The sequence below is a fragment of the Aeromicrobium piscarium genome, assembly GCF_007421815.1.
GTDB classification, from domain to species: domain Bacteria; phylum Actinomycetota; class Actinomycetes; order Propionibacteriales; family Nocardioidaceae; genus Aeromicrobium; species Aeromicrobium piscarium.
In genome coordinates, this window is the sequence record NZ_VLNT01000012.1 from 13,891 (window position 1) to 33,223 (window position 19,333).

A 19,333-nucleotide genomic window follows, 5' to 3' on the forward strand; every position below is an offset into this window, starting at 1 on the left:
GCACCTGCTTCGCTGGAGGCGAAATGACCAAGCACACCTCGCACCTTGTGGAAATCGGCCACCGGAAACGACGTTTCCTGTTACCGTCCCGGCATGCCTAAACCGAGTCCAGTGCCTGAACCCTGATGGAGGTCATGCACTTCACGCGAGTCGAGCATCTAGCAAGCATCCTGAGGGAGGGCCTGTGCTCCGACACGATCGCCCAGGATGGACTGACTCAGGTCGAGATCGGAAATCGAAGCATCGAAGACCAACGGCGTCATCGCGTCGTCAACGTAGGACACGGTGGCGTCGTGGCCGACTACGTACCGTTCTACTTCGCCCCGCGCAGTCCGATGCTGTATGCCATCCATCGCGGCAACGTACCGACCTATTCCGAAGGCTGCGATCGGTTGATCTACCTCGCCACCTCGGTCGAAAGCCTCACCAGCCAGGGCCTGCCCGTCGTGCTCAGCGACCGCAATGCCGCAGCGGCAGTGGCCGAGTTCCTCGAGTACGACGGCGACCCACTACCAGAAGACTTCATCGACTGGCCCCTGATGAGGGCGACATACTGGAACTCCAGCCCCGAACAACCCGACCGTCGGGAACGCCGCATGGCTGAATGCCTCGTCCACGGCCGTGTCCCCGCACACGCGCTGGAGTTCATCGTCACCAAGTCGGAGGCGGTATGCGCAGAAGCCAGGGAAATTCTGCACAGCGCGGGAGTAGACTTGCCAGTCCATGTCCGTACGTCGTGGTATTTCTAACGCATGGGTGAAACGTGATGATCAAGTCGACCTCCGGAAACCTGCTACATGCCGAGGCGGACGCGCTCGTCAACACGGTCAACACCGTGGGCGTGATGGGTAAAGGCATCGCTCTGCAGTTCAAGAAGGCCTACCCTGCGATGTTCGATGACTACGCCCGCGCCGTTCGCGACGGTGACGTCAGCATCGGCCGCATGCACATCTGGCCCACCGAACATATGACCGGACCTCGCTACATCATCAACTTTCCGACCAAGAAGCACTGGCGGGGCAGCTCCCGCCTCAGTGAGATTCGTGCCGGACTCGTTGACCTGACGCGCGTCGTGAGAGAACTCGAGATCAGCTCCATCGCCATACCACCGTTGGGCTGCGGCAACGGTGGTCTTTCATGGTCGGAGGTCGAGCCCGAGATCCGGGTCGCATTCGAGGCTCTCCCTGAGGTCGGAGTACTGCTGTTTCCCCCCGCAGGCGCACCTCGCGCCTCCGACATGCCCACCGCGACCAAGACCCCCGAGATGACCATCGGCCGCGCGGCCTTCGTCGACATTCTCGACCGCTACACGCAGCAGACGATGATGCCCCCCACACTCATCGAGTCACACAAACTCATGTACTTCTTGCAGATCGCCGGCGAATCGCTCCGCTTGAACTTCCAGGCGCACCATTACGGCCCGTACGCCGACAACCTCCGGCACGTCCTCACAGCGATCGAAGGCCACTATCTCAGCGGCTATGGCGATGGCAGCGCCCGCGTAGAGGAAGCCGAGCCCCTCACCGTGATGCCCGGTGCCGCCGCAGCCGCCACATCGGTGCTGGAGCACCAGCCGCACACACGCGAGCGTATCCAGCACGTCCTCGAGCTGTCGGAGGGTTTCGAATCCCCGTACGGCCTCGAGCTTCTCGCCACGGTCCACTGGGTAGCGACGCATCTGCCCGAGCCGGCCCCGGAGCATACGATCACGCAACGGGTGAGCGAGTGGTCTCCACGCAAGGCGCGAATGTTCACCCCCGAGCACGTCTCTACGGCGCTCGAAGCGCTGCGAGCCCATGGGTGGCTCCACCCCGTGCGGGAGAGCCTCGCTCGCACGAGTTAGAGCCCTGGTCGCTTCACCCCACCAGCGACTGCTGCACCGGGGGGGAGGCGACCGGGAGAGCTTTGCCCTTCGGGATGGTTCGACATCCTGGCGGAGACGGGTTGACCTCGATTCACGCCAACCCGGGGCAGGAGCCACCTCTCGACGCGCACTGGTTGCGCCACCTCGCCTCCCCTCAGCTCCGGGCTCCCTAACGCCCAGTCAGCCTCAGCTCTCGGTGAGGCCGGCTGGAGGCTCATCGGTGACCTGGTCGTCGTCAGGAACCTCGATCGCGATCTCCTCACCCCACCGAGACCACTCCACCGCCGAGGAGCCTGTGCCGGGAATCTCCGCCTCCATGCGCCGCGGCAGCAGGTCGGCGCCGACATGCACCACGTACTCGACCGCGTCCGGCAGGTCCACCATCGTCTCAGGGTCCAGGCCCTGCGCCTCGTACATCGCCACCGGATCGATCATCAACACATACCGAGTGGTGGGCACACCGTCGATCTCGCCGCCATCACCCTCGACCGAGAAGTCAGTCATCGACTCGCCGATCATCTTCAGCTGGGCTGAGGGGTTCACCTGCTCCAACATGTCACTGAATTCATCGACATCGGAGTCGCCCCCTAGATCGATGCGGTAGAACTCATCCTGCGTCGCCTGCCCCATGTTCACGTAGAGCACTTGGTCAACCATCCGAAGATCCATCGACGAACCGCCCAGCGCCGCAAGGTCCATGCTCAACGTCGCCGCATCCGTCTTGGCGTCCTCACTAATCACCGCCTGGCCTTCCATCGAGAGCTCCTGCCCACCGATTGTTGTGGTGGTGACCACGTGAACAGTGCGCGCCTCGACCTGGGCCGCCGAGATTTCCTCGATGAAGTTCTCCTTCGTCAACTCCACCCCGCGGTCCTCACCGACCGCCGAGGTCGAGCCGGACCAGCTACCCGACTCCGGGGAGTCATCAGAGCACGCAGATACCAGCACCATCGAGAACAGAACCATGGGAACGATGAGCAGTCGACGCATACCCGGCACCCTAACCGAGGGCGGCAGGCCACGGGAGATCCTCGGACGTCCATCCGAAACACTACCCGATAACAATCTATATATGGTTATAATCACCTCGCTCTATGCCACCCGATAACCTGACAGACGCGTTGATCGTTGACGCACCACCAGACGTAGCCGTCCGTTCCCACCACGGGCATCGTGGAACGAGGAGACCGTGGACTACCGCACGTTCGCCGAGGCGTACCGAGCCAAGGCAACCAAGAATCCGTGGCGGGGAGTCGATTCGGTACCGCTGCAGCTCGTCGAAATGCACAGCGAGTTGAACGCATTCGGTCGACTCCTGCACGCACGGTTACTCGACGGAGCCCCCACGACGCCCGCGAGCTTCAACCAGTTCAGCACGAGGTATGTGGACAAGGCCATCGCTCTCGAGCCAATCATTCGCGAGCATCACCAGGCTTCCCTAGCGACGGCACTGGAGGCTGCAGAGCCTTCGGCGAACCTCAACCGCGAGGAGGTCGCCCTTCGAGACTTTCTCGAAGACAGCGGCGCTGACCGCTCCACTCGCCAGCCTCATCGCCACAATCTACAAACGCTTAAAGAAGCGGACCCGTACCGGCACTCGCGCGTACTCAACAACGGACTCTGGTCCATCCAGATGTTCGGCCACACGCAGTCACAGTGGTACCAGGCACTGACGGACGTGCCCGTCCATCCCGATGCCTGGCTCAGTTCTCAGATCGGGCTAGCCAACCTCGCGGCCGTCACCATCGCTCAACGCGAACGCCTTTATGATGCGAGCGTCTTCTACCTCGACGAGCTCGAGCCGCTGCGCCAATCGATCACCGGAAACCTCGCTGAGGCGGATGCGTTGATCACTCTCCTTGAAGTCGCTCGACGCCAGGCGGGTCTCACGGTGATCCCGGCTCCGCCTCAGTTCGAGGCCTACGCAGGACCCGCGAATGCCGACTTCCTGGTGCTTGACCTGCTTCGCGCACAGATCATCGGGGTTCAGGTGAAGTCGTCGCAGGTCCACCGCACGCCCGATACCTATGACCAAGAACGCATCGTTCTCATCGATGCCAGCGTCGACCTCTTCGGAACCCTCTCGCGCCGTACCCACCTCGGTCGCTCCGATGCCAGCATCCGCTCATGGCCCGGCATGGTCACTGGGCACTTCCTACGGGGCATCCAGGTGCCGCGGCCGCCATGGCCGTGGTTGAACCTCGGCGAGTTTACCGCAGCACGACAGCGTGTCCAGAACATCGCCGCTGAGGCCCGGGACCGCAATCACGAGGCCGAGGAGATCGTGCGCGAGCGCGTCCTCACTGCCCTCGGCCGCTGAAGCACTCGCTTCACCCAGCTACAGAGCCCCCTGAGAACCGGTCAACGGAGAATCCTCGACGACTCCGCGAGCTCGGCGTAACCGGACGGAGCTTCCCTCTCGGTCGCTCGTGGCGCCGTCGCGGGAGATCCACCGGAACCGGATTCTGCGCGCCTCGCGGCCACTCCGCCCCCGTGGCGGTCAGACCCCGTCGCGCTGGTTACCACGGGGGGAGTAAGCTCTTTCATTGCGACCAAGCAGGCTTGGGCGGGTGCTCTCGAGCACCCGCCCAAGTTGTTTGTTCAGGCCCGCCCGGGCGCATGCCGACCTTCTCAGCTGACGCCCGCCCAGGCGAAGAACTCCTCCGCCGACAACACCGGCTTGCCGAACTGCTTGGCCTTACGCGCCTTGCCCGACTGTGTGCCCAGCTCCGCCACCACCAGCACATCACACCGCGTCTTCGTGACATTGTCCACCGCCGAGAGACCCTGGCGCACAGCGATCGCGGTCATCTCCTCACGCGACATGACCCGCCCGCCGGGCGTCATCGCGGTGCCCGTGAAACACACCCGCGCCCCGGGCACCAGCACGTCCGTCACGCCCGGAGTCTGCGCCTGCTCGGCCAGCAGCCCATCGACGAAGCTCACCCGCAGATACCGCTCCACGCCCCGCAGCCGCTCCACCAAACCCGGCGACACGCCGGGCGCGGAAGACACCACGCTCGCAAGCCGCGCCGCCACCGCCTCACGCACCACCGGAGCATGCACCTCATCGAGCGACGATCCCGCCTGCGCGCCGTCGAGCAACAGCTCGCCGAGCGCCGTGCTGACCTGCACGATCGCCGAGATCGTCGGCAAGCGCTCCGGGCCCGGCGGCCGGGCCAGCCTCACCCGCGGCAACAGATAGCTCGGCTCCAGCGAGGACTCCCCGAACTCGAAGGCCGACGACGCCACCTCGACCGGCCCACGCCGCAGATGCGCCGCCAGCACCGCCTCAGCCCGTTCCACCGCGTCCGCGGACCGCAGCTCGAGCACCTCGTCCCTCGACAACGGCACGTCGACCCCCAACGGCATCGGCACGACCACACCGCCACGCTTCAACTCGAAGTCCAGCTTGCCGAGCACCTCGTCGATCCCCGGACCGACCGGCACGTACCCCTCCAGCAGCGGCGCCAGCACCGCCCAGGCCTCGGCCAGCCGCGGAGCCAGCAGGACATCGTCGGCGGCGATCGCGAACTGCGACCGAGCCCCCGCAAGATCACGCTCGGGATTGATCAGTGTGCTCACCGACGTTCCGTCGTCGAAGGCCACCGCGATCTCGACCGGACGCGGCCTCGACATCCGTCCCTCATCGCCCACGAACGCCACCTCGAAGGCGCAGAACCTCCGCTCGCCTCCCTGTGCCGGCTCGTGGAGGAATCGCATCACCCGGCGGTCGGTCTTCAAATCGCGCGGGAACACGGGCCGCTTCAACACCAGCCCCTCGGTCGACGTCGCCCGGCTCAACGCCACATACACCTGACCGACATCGAACGTGCCACCGGTCAGATCGACCACCAGCCGCTCCAGGGTCTGCCCCTGGCTCTTGTGGATCGTGATCGCCCACGCCAGCTTCAACGGCAGCTGCCGATACGTGCCCACCACTTCGTGACGCAGGGACCCGCCGTCAACGACGGGCCGCGTCACCTCCCAGACATGCGGCTCCACCTCCACGCGCGCACCATCGGAGAGCTCGACCGTCACCTCGCCATCCGGCCCGGCGTCGACGATGCGGCCGAGCGTGCCGTTGACCCACCGCCCCGCCTGATCGTTGTTGAGCATCATCACCTGGGCGCCGACCTTGTAGCGGATCACCCGGTCCGTCGGCGGATCGAAGGTCCCGAGATCGCCCGACTCCTGCGCGACCTGCTCGAGCTCCTCCCCCGGCAGCAACGCGAGCCGCTCCCGATTACGAGCCGTGACGATCCGATTCGTCGTCGCCAAGGTCAGCCAGAACTCGTCGGCCGGCGGCACGAAGTCCGGATCGACCCGCGCATTCAAGTCCTCGCGCGCCTGATCGACCAGCACCCCCTCGCGGATCGCGTTAAGGATCGACGTCAGCTGCTCATCGCCCTGCTGGCGGAAGACGTGCGACAACGACACCGTCGGGAACCCCGACCGGTCGAAAGCATCCGCCGAGAAGAAATACGGCGTGGAGTAGCGGGACGAGAAGAACGCCGCCTCAGCCTCCTGCACCACCGGCGGCAACTGGAACAGATCCCCCACCAGCACCACCTGCACCCCGCCGAAGGGCTCGCCCGGCCGAGGGCCGAACCGCTCCAGCGCCGCCGCCATCATGTCGAACACATCGGCGCGCACCATCGACGCCTCGTCGACGATGAGCGTGTCCAGCGCTTTCAACGCCTTGGTGAACCGACCCGGCGAGTACCGTCCGCCGCGCACGTCCTCCAGCCCGGTGGTCGAGGTGAAGCCGAACAACCGGTGCAGCGTGTACCCGCCGACATTGAGCGCCGCGATGCCCGTCGGAGCGGCCACCACCACATTGCGCTCGGTACCCGCGAGGAAATGCCGGATGAGGGTCGACTTGCCGGTGCCAGCCTTGCCGGTCACGAACAGATGACCGCCCGCCTCGAGCACGGACAAGGCCGAGGCGAACTCCTCGGTGATCCGCAGCCGCTCCGCCACCGTCACGTCCTTTCGTCGAGACCCGGGCCCCTCCCGGTCACCACAGCTTTCCGCAGCCTTGGGATAACCACGTGACCAGGTTCGGGAACCCTCCTAGGATGAGGCACATCATCGTCCGGTTTCGTGATGGTGCAGACTCATATACAGATGGCCTCCACCAGTTGGCCCTACCGATCCGCGAAGAGAGAATCCGATGGCAGAGCGCATCATCGATTGGAACGACCACACCGACACGACCTCGGCCGCCCTCCGGGCAGCCCGGGAGCAGCGGGGCGAAGCGGCGGAGATCGTCGCCCAGAAGGCCGGCCTGTCGCCCGTCCACTACGCCAAGCTCGAAGAGGGCATCGCCCTCGACCTCGCGCCGCGCGTCGAGGCCATCGAGCGACTCTGCGCGGCACTCGAGATCGAGCCGGGCGACCTGCTTCCACTCCCCTGGACGATCGCGGACGTCTCCGACCTGCCGGACGCGGGCGACTCCGCGTGACCACCCCATCATCTCATTGGTATTCTGAGAGTGACAATCACGAAAAGGCCATCTGGAGAGGGCATCATGAGCAGCAGCAACTACACCTGGGATGAGTTCGCGGTCGACATCGGCGCACGCATCAAGGCCGCGCGGCTCGCCAAGGGCATGAGCCAGGAGAAGGTCGCACGGGCAGCCAATATCGCCACCTTCACGTACCAGAAGCTCGAGAAGGGCGTCGCACGTCCCGGCGCCGCGCTCAACCCGCGGCTCACCACACTCGTGTCCCTGTGCCGCGCACTCGACGTCACCATCGACGACCTCATCCCCACCAAGTGGCCCGCCGAGATCCCGAGCGTCGAACGCGGAGCGCGCTGACGACTCCCCGTCACGTCATCCCGTGGGTGGACACATCCAGCTCGTGTCCGCCCACGGACCGCACCACGCTCCGACCGGCGACCGACGCCTGCAACCACGGGATTTTCCTAATGTCGAGGTATGACACAGACCGCGACATCCTCCGTCCTGTCCGGCACCGCAGCACGTGCCCGCGACCTCACCAAGACCTACGGGCGCGGTAGCACCGAGGTCCACGCCCTGCGCGGCGTCGACCTCGACCTCCCCGCCGGACGCTTCACGGCCATCATGGGACCCTCCGGCTCCGGCAAGTCGACCCTCATGCACTGCCTGGCCGGACTCGACACCCCCACCGGCGGCGAGATCACCGTCGGCGGACAACACCTCCAGACACTGAGCGACACCGCCCTCACCCGCTTCCGTCGCGACCACATCGGCTTCGTCTTCCAGGCCTTCAACCTGCTGCCGATGCTCACCGCGCGCCAGAACATCTGGCTGCCCCTCGACCTCGCCAGGAGCCGCGCCGACGACGCCACCCGGCGCCGCTTCGACGATGTCGTCGACGTGCTCGGCATCCGCGAACGACTCGACCACCGTCCCAGCGAGCTCTCCGGGGGCCAGCAGCAGCGCGTCGCCATCGCCCGCGCCCTCGTCACCACCCCCGACATCGTCTTCGCCGACGAACCGACCGGCAACCTCGACAGCGAGTCCTCCCGCGAGGTGCTGGACTTCCTGCGACGCTCCTGCCGCGAGTTCGGCCAGACCGTCGTCATGGTGACCCACGAGATCGACGCCGCCAGCTACGCCGACGACGTCCTCGTGCTCGCCGACGGCCGCATCCGCGCCCGCCTCGAACGCCCGACCCCCGAGGCCCTCGTCGACGCGCTGCGCGGGGGGCGCGCCTGATGCGCACCGTCACCCTCGCCTCCCTACGCCTCTACAAGCGGCGCTATGTGGCCGCCTTCCTCGCCGTCGCGATCGGCGTCGCCTTCATCGTGACCATCGGCGCCCTCAACGCCTCCGCCAAGGACGGACTCACCACCGGCGTGGGCACGCCGTACCGGGGTGCCGACCTCGTCGCCGCTGACGTCTACGAACCCGAACGGGCCGCCGCGATCGTCGACGCGGTCGACGCCGACGGCGGCATCGCCTCGCCCATGGGCTACGCCATGGAAGACGCCGGAACGGTCGGCGTCGTGTCCGATGACGACACCCTTCGCTGGCAGGTCCTCTCCGACGGCGCCTGGCCCCGCGCCCCCGGCGAGATCGTCGTCGACCGGCAGGCCGCCAAGAGCAACGACGCCGCCATCGGCGACGACATCGAGATCTCCGGCATGACCTTCCAGGTCGTCGGCATCGTCGAATCCGGCGAGGCCTCCATGCGGGCCGACTACTACGCCCTCTGGGAGGACGTCAGCCAGCTCGGCTCCTTCTGGACCGACGCGGTGCTCGTCACGGGCTCCAGCGAGAGCACCATCCTCGACGCCGCACCCGATGCGCGCGTCCTCACGGCCGATGCCTATATCGACGAACGCCAGCAGGAGATCTTCCAGGGCACCGATGTCCTGACCTTCCTGCTGCTGATCTTCGTCACCATCGCACTCACCGTCGCCGCCATCGTCATCGCCAACACCTTCTCGATCCTGTTCGCGCAGCGCACCTCCGATATCGCGATGCTGCGCTGCGTCGGAGCCACCCAGGCGCAGGTGCGGCGGTCCGTGCGCGTCGAGTCGCTCGCCATCGGCATCGTCTCCGCGGTGGCCGGCATCATCGGCGGCCTCGCGCTCTCCTTCGGCGCGATCAGCGCGGTGCGCACCGCCTTCGATAACGTGCCCCTGGGCGACCCCACCGTCCCGCTGCCGTGGCTGCTGGCCGGGTTCGTGGTCGGCGTCCTGGTGACGGTCGTCGCGGCCTGGTTCCCGACCCGCGCCACCACCCGCGTCAGCCCCCTCGCGGCACTGCGTCCCGCGGACGGCTCCGGCCTCGGCAGCGCCGCCGGCCGCGTGCGCCTGGCGAGCGGAATCGGCCTCCTGCTGGCCGGTACGGCACTGCTGGTCCTCGCCGTGGCAAGCCAGAGCATCGTCGCCATGCTCGGCGGCGGTGTCCTGTCCTTCGTCAGCATCCTCGTACTGGGACCATCCATCGTCCCGCCGATGATCCGCGCCGCCGGAGCACTGGCACGACCCATCGCCGGCGCCACCGCCCGCATCGCGACCGACAACGCCATCCGCAATCCGAAGCGCACCGCCACCACCACCTCGGCGCTGCTCGTCGGAGTGACCCTGACCAGTGCGGTCGTCGTCGGCATGGCGAGCACCTCCAACGCGATCGCCGAGGAGAACCGCGTCAGCTATCCGGTCGACGCCGCCGTGGGCGCCGACACCGAGCTCCCCGCCGACACCGTGGACCGGCTGCTGGCCGTCCCGGACGTCGAGGAGGTCACCACCCTCGCCGGAACGATGGGAAGCATCGACGGCATCACCACCCCCGTGGCCTCGACGCCTCGGGACACGTCGATCCTGCACGACACCGAGCGGCTGCCGGTCGACGGCGAGATCCTGCTGGGCGACGACATCGCCCGGGAGCTCGACTTTCCAGACACGGTGACCCTCGACGCCGGCAACCGTCAGCTGACCCTCGACGCGCGCATCGGCGACTACGGGCACACGCCGCTCGTCTCCATCGACACGATGCGCTCGATCACTGGTTCGACCGTGCCGGTCGCCGCCTGGATCGGCACGAGCGCCGGGGCAGACCCCAGTGAGGTCGCCGGCGATCTTACCGCCGTCGCGTCGGGCCTCGACCTCCAGCTGAGTCAGTCGATCGAGCAACGGGGATACATCGAGCAGCAGATGACCATCATGACGGCCGTCGTGGTGGGGCTCCTCGGGATCGCCGTGTTGATCGCGCTGGTCGGGATCGGCAGCACACTGGGACTTTCCGTGCTCGAACGGCGCCGCGAGAACGCCTTGCTCCGTGCCCTCGGCGTGACCCGGCGGCAGCTCCGCGCGACCCTCACGATCGAGGCGATCCTGCTGGCCGGAGCGGCGGCCGTGCTCGGTGTGGCGATCGGGACGCTGTTCGGCTGGATCGGCGTCGAGGTGCTGATCGGGCAGCTCACCGATGCCGCAAGCTTGAGCGTCCCGGTCGGTCAGCTGCTGGCGATCGTCGCCATCGCCGGGGTCGCGGGCGTGCTGGCCTCGGTGCTGCCCTCCCGCCGCGCGGCCAAGGTGGCACCGGCCGCGGGTCTCACCATCGAGTGACCCGCGGCGGGCGGTGAGTTACGCACCCCTCGACGCCGGGAGCGGTGGGATAGGCACCTCTCACCCGCTGCGAGACGTGCGTAGGTCACCGCTCAGCCGAGCGAGAGGTCCGCAGGTCACCGCTCACGCGAGTCCCCACCCGCGCGCGATCGATGGCGGTACGTGGTCAACGTTATCCGGGGCTCTATGAGGTTGATGGGCTACCGCCGCTGCGACGGAAAGGTTGATGGCCTACCGCCGCCCACGGAAGCCATTGAGAGAGCTAGCGAACCGGGTCCGCTCGAGGCATAATTCAACATATGATGAATAAATCCATCGAGGTGGACCGACTCGTCGTCCAGCGCGGCCGGTCCACCGTGCTGCCCGGCTTGGACGTCGCCATCGGCGCGGGCTCCATCACCGGCCTGCTCGGACCGAGCGGCAGCGGCAAGACCACGCTCATCCGCTGTATCGCCGGCGTTCAGCAGATCGCCTCCGGCACCGTCCAGGTGCTCGGCGAGCCCGCCGGCACACCCCGCAACAGGGCCCGAGTCGGCTACGTGACCCAGGCCAGCTCCGTCTACGCCGACCTCACCGTCGAACAGAACCTGCGCTACTTCGCCGACCTCGCCGGCGCCACACGCACCCGAATCGACGAGGTGCTCGGTCTCGTCGACCTCGTCAGCCACCGCAGCGCCCTGACCGGGAACCTCTCCGGCGGACAGCGCACCCGCGTCTCCCTCGCCGCCGCGCTGGTCGCCGCACCCGAGGTCTACCTGCTCGACGAGCCCACCGTCGGACTCGATCCGGTGCTGCGTCGCGACCTCTGGCAGCTCTTCGCCGACCTCGCGAGCGACGGCGCGACGTTGCTCGTCTCCAGCCACGTGATGGATGAGGCCGCCCGCTGCGACCGCGTCCTCCTGCTACGCGACGGCCACCTCATCGCCGACGACACCCCCGCCGGCCTGCGCGCCGATGCCGGCACCGACGACCTCGACGAAGCATTCCTCCGCATCGCCGAACGAGAGGCGGCCTGATGTCCCGCACGCTCGCCACCGCACGGCGCGTCCTCCAGCAGCTGTCCCACGATCCCCGCAGCATCGTGCTGATCGCCGCGATGCCCTCGATCCTGCTGCTCGTCTTCCGTTACGTCTATGACGCCCAACCCGGCGTGTTCGACCGCATCGGGCCCCAGATGATCGGCCTGTTCCCGTTCATCATCATGTTCCTCGTGACCTCCGTGACGATGGTGCGCGAACGGACCTCCGGCACCCTCGAACGCCTGCTCACCACCCGACTACGGCGTGGCGAGCTGATCGGCGGTTACGCCCTCGCCTTCGCCGTCGCCGCTCTCACACAGGCGGCGATCACCACGGCCTTCGCGCTCTGGGCGCTCGGACTCGACATCGCGCTCCCCTGGGCGCTGCTCGCCTTCGCCGTGCTCGGCGCCGTCGTCGGCACCGCGCTCGGACTGCTCGCCTCGGCCTTCGCGCGGACCGAGTTCCAGGCCGTGCAGTTCATGCCGCTGGTGATCGTGCCGCAGATCCTGCTCTGCGGACTCCTCCTCGCCCGCGATCAGATGCCCGATGTGCTGTACGCGATCTCGTGGGCCCTGCCGCTGAGCTACGCCACCAATGCCTTCACCGAGCTGGCCTCGTCCGACAGTTTCTCCGGCGATCTCCTGCGGGACCTGCTCGTCCTCATCGGGTTCGCCCTCGTGGCGGTCTTCGGCGCGTCACTCACGTTGCGACGGAGGACGGCGTGACCGGTCGCCGACGCGGCCGGCCTCGCAGCTCCGAATCGGCCGATCGGCGCGCGGCGATCCTGGCGTCGGCGCGGACCGCCTTCGCCGCGCGGGGCTTCCAGGGCACCACGGTGCGCGCGGTGGCCGCGGACGCGGGAGTGGACCCCAGCCTCGTCGCGCACTACTTCGGCAGCAAGGAGCGGCTCTTCGTCGCCACGATGGAACTGCCGGTCGACCCCGCCGCCAAACTCGCGGGCGTCATCGCCGAGGGGCCCCAGGGACTCGGCGAGCGACTGGTGCGGACCTTCGTGTCCTCGTGGGACCCGCATCGCGAGGTCATCGCGGCCCTCCTTCGAGGCGCGGTCTCCGGCAGCGAGGCCTCTCCACCGGTCGTCGAGATGGCCCGCGAGGTGCTCGTCGCCGCGATCCACTCCGCCCTCGAGGGCGAACGGCGCGAACTGCGCGCGGAACTCGTCGCGGCGCAGGTCATCGGGCTCGGCATGGCCCGCTACGTCGCCGCCTTCGAGCCGCTCGCCTCGTCGCCGGTCGAGGACGTGGTGGCGGCCTACGCGCCGGCGGTGCAATCCCTCATCGACGGGTGATCGCACAGCGGTCGCGGACTGCGCCTGGGCGGTGAGCAGTCACGCACCTGGGGCGACGGGGCGCGGGATGGCCCACCGCCCACCGGGCACGAGGCACCGGGCACCGGGCACCGGGCACCGGGCACCGACGGAGGATGTGACTCCACAGGGCGAACCGGTGGAGGCGGTCAGTTGGCGAGGGCGGCGATGCCGACCAGAAGGAAAGCGATGAACGAGATCGGCACGACCCACGCGGCCGCGATCGCCATCGTCACCGTGGTGCCGATCCGAGGAGGGAAGAGGTAGCGCGCCCGCGGCAGGTCGCCGACGCTGTCGATCCACTTGCCGCTGAGGCCCACCGTGTTCCACACCCCTCGCAGCCTGGAGAAGACACGGGTGCCGCCGTCTCCACCGGTGATCTGGAGCAAGGCGCCCCGAGCGTCCTCGACCTTGCCGCTCATGCTCACCGCGATACCCAGCTCGGTGGCCAACCGATCCGGCTCGGTCACGGCCTGCAGGATCCGCCAGCGACGGAATCCGAACACGAAGACCACCAGACCCAGCACGAGGGCGACGGCCAGCGCGACCCACCGCACCCCACTGCCCTCCACGATCGCGATCATCAGCAGACCGGCGATGAAGGGCAGCGGCAGGACGAGCAAGGCCAACGTGGGCCAGCGCAACAGCCGCACGGCGAGCGTGATGACCTGTGCGGCACGCGTCGACGCGTCCGCCGTCTGCCCGTCGATCCGGGAAGCCATGTCGTCGACGGCACGATTCGCCCGCGACCCCATCCCGTCCTTGCCGCTCCTGCTCATATCCCCAGCCTAGGCGTCGTCGGCAATCCGCGGGCCGCTCGGCGAGAGCGGTGGGATAGACACCTCTCACTCGGATGGGCGGTGAGATAGACACCTCTCCGGGCCCGCGAGACGTGCGTAAGTCACCGCCCGGCCCGCGGGACGTGCGTAAGTCACCGCCCGGGGAGCGGACGACTACTGTGCGTGAGTGGCCATCGTCCTGTCGCTCCTCTCCGCGCTCGCCTACGGCGTCTCGGACTTCGTGGGCGGGACCACCTCCAAGCGCGCATCGCCCTGGCAGGTCGCGATCCTCGCCCAGTGCGTATCGCTGGTCCTCATGCTCGGCGTGGCCGCCACGGTCGGAGGCCGGCTGACCGGACACGACATCGCCATGGCCGTGATCGCCGGCCTCGGTAACGGTCTCGGGGCCGTCTTCCTCTATCGAGGCCTCGCGGGCGGACGGATGAGCGTCGTCGCGCCCATCTCGGCGGTCGGCACCGCCCTCATCCCGGTCGTCATGGGACTCGGCTTGGGTGATCGACCCGGACTCGTCGCCGGCGCGGGCATCCTGTGCGCCTTCCCCGCGATCGCGATGATCTCGCGACCACCGGCCGACGATCCCTCGCACCGCGGCGGCGGCGTCCTCGACGCGGTCCTCGCGGGCGTGGGCTTCGGCACGCTGTTCACGGCCCTCGCCCATGTCGGCGACGGCACCGGCCTGTGGCACTTCCCGGTCATCTACGTGACCTCGCTGATCCTCCTCGTGACGACCGCCGTCACGTTCCGTCAGCCGTGGAGACCGAACCGCGCCTCACGTCCCGCCCTCGCGATGGGCGTGCTCAGCGTGATCGCCGGAGTGACCTTCTTCCTCAGCACCCGCTACGGCCTGCTGTCGGTGGTGGCGGTGGTGTCGTCGCTCTACCCGGCCGCGACCGTCCTGCTCGCGGCATCGCTGCTGCGCGAGCGGATCGCCGCCTGGCAGGGCATCGGCCTGATCCTCGCGACCCTGGCCGTCTCCCTCGTGGCGCTCGGCTGACCTACTTGAGGAACTTGCTGGTGCTGCGGTTCTTGAGCGGTTTGCCGCCGGTCTGACAGGTGGGGCAATACTGCAGTGACGAGTCGGCGAAGACGACCTCCGCGATCGTGTCGCCGCACACATCGCAGGTCTCGCCCGCCCGGCCGTGCACCCGCATCCGGGCCCGCTTGGAGTCCTTCAGCTCCGAGGCCGGCTTGCCCGCCGATGCCGCCATCGCCTCGGTCAGGACATCGTGCACCGCCGACTCGAGCCGCGCGACCTCGTCGTCGTCGAGCTGCTCGGCGATCGCGAACGGCGACAGCCGCGCCGCGTGCAGGATCTCGTCGCTGTACGCATTGCCGATACCGGCGATGATCTTCTGATCCCGCAACAGTCGCTTTACCTGAATTTTGCGGGCCAACAACGGGCGCAGCTCGAAGCCCTCGGCCAGCGGATCCGGGCCGAGGGCCGCGATACCGGGCACCTCCTGCGGATCACGCACCGTATAGACGGCGAGGCCCTTGCGCGTACCGGCCTCGGTGAGATCGAAACCGAGGTGGGGGCCGTCGCCGGCATCCAGTCGCAGTCGCATCGCGATCGGGCCGTTGCCCATCTTGAGGCGTTTGTCGGCGAGCTGATCGGACCAGCGGATCCATCCGGCCTTGGCCAGGTGGATCACCAGGTGCAATCCGTCGACCTCGATATCGATGAACTTGCCGTGCCGGGAGACCCCGGTGACAGCGAGCCCGGTGTACGCCGAGACCGGCGGGTCGAAGGTCTTGAGCACGGCGAAGGAGGCGAGCTCGATGTCGGCCACCACCGCCCCGACACACCGCTCGCGCAGGAAGCCGACCAATGCGTCGACCTCGGGCATCTCGGGCATGGGGTCAGCTTAGAGCTCTCCGCCGACACGCGTCAGCCGGCGCGCAACTGGGCATTGACCGCAGCTGCGGCCCCGCGCGCATCGTCGATCACGATGAAGAGGGGGCGCGCGTCGCGACGATGGATCACGACCGCCTCGCCGCACTGATACACCACGCCCGTGCCGCGAGGCGTCATCCGCACACCCCAGCCGCCGAACTCGCCGGGCCCGATCGTGGTGACCTCGGCCCCGGTGATCCGGTCGGCACCGACACGCCATACCGGCCAGGGCGCGAGGCTACGCAGACGCACGCCGCGCTGATCGACGGTCACCCGCCACCAGGCGGTCGCCAACAGCGGCAGGCCGGTCACCACGAGGATGATGCCGATCATGAAACCGGGCGCGGGCAGGAACAACAGGACCACCCCGGCGAGGAGCACGACCCCGGAGATACCCAGGAAGATGTCGCTGCGGACGACCCCGGACCAATCCGCACTCGCCGCGGCGGGGACCGGATCATCGGGATGGCTGCCCTCGTACCGATCCCGCGGGGTGAGGAGACCACCGACGGCGCATCCCACTGCGGCGGCACCGATCGCCGCGACGAACCACCAGCCCGAGAGCTCGACACCGCTCGCATCGTCCAGGCCGCGCTGCGCACCCGTCGTGGCGAGGTCGAGTCCGATGACGAAGGAGGTCAGGCCGACCGTGAGCGCGGCGGCGAGCCGGCTCGGCGCCTTCAGCGCCCACACCACGGCACCCACCAGGAGGGCGATACCGGGGCCGACGGCGAGGGTCGTCATGAGCGAGACCGGCAGTGAGCTGTAACCGTCCGCGACACCGGAACCGCCCCAATGCCGGGCGATCTGGTCGGGCAGATCACCCGACCAACTCCAGACCACGGCGATCCCGGCCAGACCGATCACGACGGGAAGGCCGAACACGATCCAGGCAGCACGAGGATGTCGGGTCATGTCCCCACGCTATCGAGCGCACACCTCGCCGCGGGCACCCGCCGAGTGGTGCAAAATCGCCCCGGACTCGATGAATCCGGGGCGAAATTGCACCACTCGTGAGGAGGGCGAGCGCGCGGACGGGCCGACGCGCTCGCCGGGCGGGTCAGACCTGAGCGGGGCGGCGCTCACCGCTGCGACGCCGGTTGCGATTACGGTTCCGGTTGCGATTGCGGTTGTTGCCGTTCGCTCCCGGACCCTGCGCACCGGGACCGCCGCGACGAGCCGGGGTGTCCTCGACCGGCGCGGGACGACCGGCACCCGAGAGGGCGTCGACCGTCATCGGCGACGGAGCGGTGGCGGCATCATGATGCCGCGCCTCCACCCCGGCCTTGCGCTGCAGGGCGATGACGTCCTTGATGTTCTCGGGAGTGGCGACCGTGACCACGGTGCCCTTCTCCCCCGCGCGCGCCGTACGGCCCGAGCGGTGCAGGTATGCCTTGTGCTCGGCCGGCGGATCGTAGTGGACCACCAGGCCGATGCCGTCGATGTGAATGCCGCGCGCTGCGACATCCGTGGCGACGATCGCCGTCGCATCGCCACGCGTGAACTTGGCGAGATTGCGCTCACGACGACGCTGGTCGAGATCGCCGTGCAGATCGACCGACTCCACGCCACGCTGCGTCAGCTGACGCGCGAGACGCGCCGCGCCGCGCTTGGTGCGCGTGAACACGATCGTGCGCGGATTGGCCTCGAGCAGCGAGGTCAAGGTCGTCGACCGCTGGTCACCGGGGACGAGCAGCACGTGGTGCTCCATCGTGACCGGTTGTCCCGCCAGCTCGTCGAGCTCGTGCAGGCGATGCTGCGGCAGGTGCTTCTGCACGAGCCGGTTGACATCGCCGTCGAGGGTCGCCGAGAGGAGCAGTCGCTGACCGTCCTTGGGCGTCTTGGACAGCAGCGCGTCGACGGGCTTGTAGAAGCCGAGGTCGCACAGGTGATCGGCCTCGTCGAGCACGGTCATCTCGACATCGTCAAGGCTCGCCTCGCCACGATCGAGCAGGTCACCGAGGCGACCGGGAGTGGCGACGAGGATGTCGACCGGACGCGACAGGTCGCGGATCTGACGGTTGATCGGCACGCCGCCGTAGACCGTCAGCACGCGCAGCCCCAGCGGGATCGCGAGAGGCTTGATGACCTCTTGGACCTGGGTGGCGAGCTCACGCGTCGGCAGGATGATGAGCGCACGCGGACGCTGCCGGCGGCTCGAACCATCGGCCAGCCGGGCGAGAACGGGCAGGCTGAAGGCCAGCGTCTTGCCCGAGCCCGTGCGGGCACGGCCGAGGACGTGGCGGCCTTCCAGCGCGTCGGGGATGACGGCGGCCTGGACCGGGGTGGGGCTCGTGATCTGCTGACGCATCAGCGCCGACACGAGCGGCTTCGGAAGATCGAAGGAGGAAGAAAAGGTGGGCAGCACGGGGCTGCCGGAAGGGTGATTCACAGAACTCTCAGACGTTGCGGATGCCCGCTACCAAGTCACGCAGTATTGCGTAGTTTCGTCGGGCCGAGCGTCAGCCAGCGTGGTCGCGGCGCGCTCGTTCTGTATCAGTCTACCGCCTCGCCCAACCTCCGCCGAGGCCGGGCGAGGCGGAACCGCTCACCACGAGGATTTGGTGATGCCCGGAAGCTCGCCGGCATGAGCCGCCGAACGGAAGCGGATTCGCGACAGTCCGGCCTTCCCGATGTGCCCCCGAGGACGCCCATCGACCTGGTCCCGGCGGCGGAAACGCACCGCAGCGGAGTCCCGAGGCAGCTTGGCCAGCGCCCGCGACGCGGCGATCCGCTCGGCCATCGGCAGAGTCGTGTCCTTGCTGGCCCGCCGGAGCTCGGCCCGGCGTTCGGCGTGTCGCTCCACCAGCTCGCGGCGCCGCTCGTTCTTGACGATCTTGCTGCGCTTCGCCATCAGCGCTCCTCCCGAAAGTCGACATGTCGCCGAATCACCGGATCGAACTTGCGCAGAACGAGGCGATCGGGGTCGTTGCGGCGGTTCTTGCGGGTGACATAGGTGTAGCCGGTGCCAGCGGTCGACCGCAGCTTCACCACCGGACGGACGTCCGAGCTCTTAGAACTCATGCCGCCACCTGCCAGAGAAGCGTCAGAGTAGGCAGACGGCGGCATGAGGACATCCCCACTGTTCGCTCGCTTCGCTCACTCATACCTTCTCCCCTCTCTTCTGGATCCCGGCGACGACGGCGTCGATGCCGCGCCGGTCGATGGCCTTGATGCCGCGCGCGCTCACCGTCAGCGTGACGCGGCGGTTCAGGCTCGGCACCCAGTAGGTCTTGCGCTGGATGTTGACGTCGAACCGCCGCTTGGTGCGGCGATGCGAATGCGAGACAGCGTGGCCGAAGCCCGGACCCGCTCCCGTCACCTGACAGATACGTGACATATGATCTCCTTGTTGAGAATGACTCT

The 19,333-nt window shown here is 67.9% G+C and carries 20 protein-coding genes; 11 read left to right on the plus strand and 9 right to left on the minus strand.

Annotation, left to right across the window (positions count from 1 at the left end; all coding sequences use genetic code 11):
• Window positions 1-134: 134 nt before the first annotated feature.
• Together darT and darG are read left to right on the plus strand one after the other, a co-directional pair.
• Complete coding sequence (darT, locus tag FNM00_RS13580) at window positions 135-749, plus strand: type II toxin-antitoxin system toxin DNA ADP-ribosyl transferase DarT (RefSeq protein ID WP_221933733.1); 615 nt, start codon at window positions 135-137, stop codon at window positions 747-749.
• Between the two features lie 17 nt (window positions 750-766).
• The gene (gene darG, locus FNM00_RS13585; RefSeq protein WP_143914091.1) at window positions 767-1,843 is read left to right on the plus strand and encodes a type II toxin-antitoxin system antitoxin DNA ADP-ribosyl glycohydrolase DarG; all 1,077 of its coding nucleotides are present in this window, start codon (window positions 767-769) and stop codon (window positions 1,841-1,843) included.
• 207 nt (window positions 1,844-2,050) lie between these two features.
• Here darG and FNM00_RS13590 read toward each other — a convergent pair whose 3' ends face one another.
• Window positions 2,051-2,728, minus strand: a complete 678-nt coding sequence (locus tag FNM00_RS13590) for a hypothetical protein (protein WP_143914092.1) — start codon at window positions 2,726-2,728, stop codon at window positions 2,051-2,053.
• A gap of 325 nt (window positions 2,729-3,053) precedes the next feature.
• On the opposite strand from FNM00_RS13590, the gene FNM00_RS13595 reads away from it, so the two are divergent.
• On the plus strand, window positions 3,054-4,184 hold the full coding sequence (locus tag FNM00_RS13595) for a hypothetical protein (protein ID WP_143914093.1): 1,131 nt from the start codon (window positions 3,054-3,056) through the stop codon (window positions 4,182-4,184).
• Between the two features lie 311 nt (window positions 4,185-4,495).
• Here FNM00_RS13595 and FNM00_RS13600 read toward each other — a convergent pair whose 3' ends face one another.
• Entirely contained in the window at window positions 4,496-6,847 is a 2,352-nt protein-coding gene (locus tag FNM00_RS13600) for an AAA family ATPase (RefSeq protein ID WP_143914094.1), read from the minus strand.
• Between the two features lie 193 nt (window positions 6,848-7,040).
• Here FNM00_RS13600 and FNM00_RS13605 point away from each other — a divergent pair, with 193 nt between their 5' ends.
• The 7 genes from FNM00_RS13605 to FNM00_RS13635 all read left to right on the plus strand — a co-directional run bounded on the left by FNM00_RS13605 (window position 7,041) and on the right by FNM00_RS13635 (window position 13,255).
• The gene (locus FNM00_RS13605) at window positions 7,041-7,331 is read left to right on the plus strand and encodes a helix-turn-helix domain-containing protein (protein ID WP_143914095.1); all 291 of its coding nucleotides are present in this window, start codon (window positions 7,041-7,043) and stop codon (window positions 7,329-7,331) included.
• Window positions 7,332-7,397: 66 nt separating this feature from the next.
• Window positions 7,398-7,688, plus strand: a complete 291-nt coding sequence (locus FNM00_RS13610) for a helix-turn-helix domain-containing protein (RefSeq protein WP_143914096.1) — start codon at window positions 7,398-7,400, stop codon at window positions 7,686-7,688.
• Between the two features lie 120 nt (window positions 7,689-7,808).
• Complete coding sequence (locus FNM00_RS13615) at window positions 7,809-8,573, plus strand: ABC transporter ATP-binding protein (RefSeq protein WP_143914097.1); 765 nt, start codon at window positions 7,809-7,811, stop codon at window positions 8,571-8,573.
• Window positions 8,573-10,930, plus strand: a complete 2,358-nt coding sequence (locus FNM00_RS13620; protein WP_143914098.1) for an ABC transporter permease — start codon at window positions 8,573-8,575, stop codon at window positions 10,928-10,930. Before FNM00_RS13615 ends, FNM00_RS13620 begins: the two co-directional genes overlap by 1 nt.
• 299 nt (window positions 10,931-11,229) lie before the next feature.
• Entirely contained in the window at window positions 11,230-11,946 is a 717-nt protein-coding gene (locus tag FNM00_RS13625; protein WP_221933735.1) for an ABC transporter ATP-binding protein, read from the plus strand.
• Complete coding sequence (locus FNM00_RS13630) at window positions 11,946-12,674, plus strand: ABC transporter permease (RefSeq protein ID WP_143914099.1); 729 nt, start codon at window positions 11,946-11,948, stop codon at window positions 12,672-12,674. Before FNM00_RS13625 ends, FNM00_RS13630 begins: the two co-directional genes overlap by 1 nt.
• Window positions 12,671-13,255: a TetR/AcrR family transcriptional regulator gene (locus tag FNM00_RS13635; RefSeq protein ID WP_143914100.1), complete on the plus strand. Its 585-nt coding sequence runs from the start codon at window positions 12,671-12,673 to the stop codon at window positions 13,253-13,255. The genes FNM00_RS13630 and FNM00_RS13635 overlap by 4 nt, the downstream gene beginning before the upstream one ends.
• A gap of 167 nt (window positions 13,256-13,422) precedes the next feature.
• Here the strand turns inward: FNM00_RS13635 and FNM00_RS13640 are convergent, their stop codons facing one another.
• Window positions 13,423-14,052 carry a hypothetical protein gene (locus FNM00_RS13640; protein WP_143914101.1) on the minus strand — a complete coding sequence of 210 codons (630 nt, stop codon included), beginning with the start codon at window positions 14,050-14,052 and terminating at the stop codon, window positions 13,423-13,425.
• Between the two features lie 187 nt (window positions 14,053-14,239).
• Between FNM00_RS13640 and FNM00_RS13645 the strand changes: the two genes are divergently transcribed.
• A complete protein-coding gene (locus FNM00_RS13645) occupies window positions 14,240-15,067 on the plus strand; it encodes a DMT family transporter (protein ID WP_143914102.1) in 828 nt (275 codons plus the stop codon).
• Between the two features lies 1 nt (window position 15,068).
• On the opposite strand, the gene FNM00_RS13650 is transcribed toward FNM00_RS13645, so the two are convergent.
• The 6 genes from FNM00_RS13650 to rpmB all read right to left on the minus strand — a co-directional run bounded on the left by FNM00_RS13650 (window position 15,069) and on the right by rpmB (window position 19,307).
• Window positions 15,069-15,929, minus strand: a complete 861-nt coding sequence (locus FNM00_RS13650; RefSeq protein ID WP_143914103.1) for a DNA-formamidopyrimidine glycosylase family protein — start codon at window positions 15,927-15,929, stop codon at window positions 15,069-15,071.
• 32 nt (window positions 15,930-15,961) lie between these two features.
• Window positions 15,962-16,882 (minus strand): DUF1648 domain-containing protein, encoded by a 921-nt coding sequence (locus tag FNM00_RS13655; RefSeq protein ID WP_143914104.1) that lies wholly within the window; start codon window positions 16,880-16,882, stop codon window positions 15,962-15,964.
• Window positions 16,883-17,027: 145 nt separating this feature from the next.
• Entirely contained in the window at window positions 17,028-18,359 is a 1,332-nt protein-coding gene (locus FNM00_RS13660) for a DEAD/DEAH box helicase (RefSeq protein WP_143914105.1), read from the minus strand.
• 156 nt (window positions 18,360-18,515) lie between these two features.
• Entirely contained in the window at window positions 18,516-18,821 is a 306-nt protein-coding gene (rpsN, locus tag FNM00_RS13665) for a 30S ribosomal protein S14 (RefSeq protein WP_143914106.1), read from the minus strand.
• Entirely contained in the window at window positions 18,821-18,991 is a 171-nt protein-coding gene (rpmG, locus tag FNM00_RS13670) for a 50S ribosomal protein L33 (protein WP_143914107.1), read from the minus strand. The genes rpsN and rpmG overlap by 1 nt, the downstream gene beginning before the upstream one ends.
• Before the next feature lie 79 nt (window positions 18,992-19,070).
• The gene (gene rpmB / locus FNM00_RS13675) at window positions 19,071-19,307 is read right to left on the minus strand and encodes a 50S ribosomal protein L28 (RefSeq protein ID WP_143914108.1); all 237 of its coding nucleotides are present in this window, start codon (window positions 19,305-19,307) and stop codon (window positions 19,071-19,073) included.
• Between the last annotated feature and the right edge of the window lie 26 nt (window positions 19,308-19,333).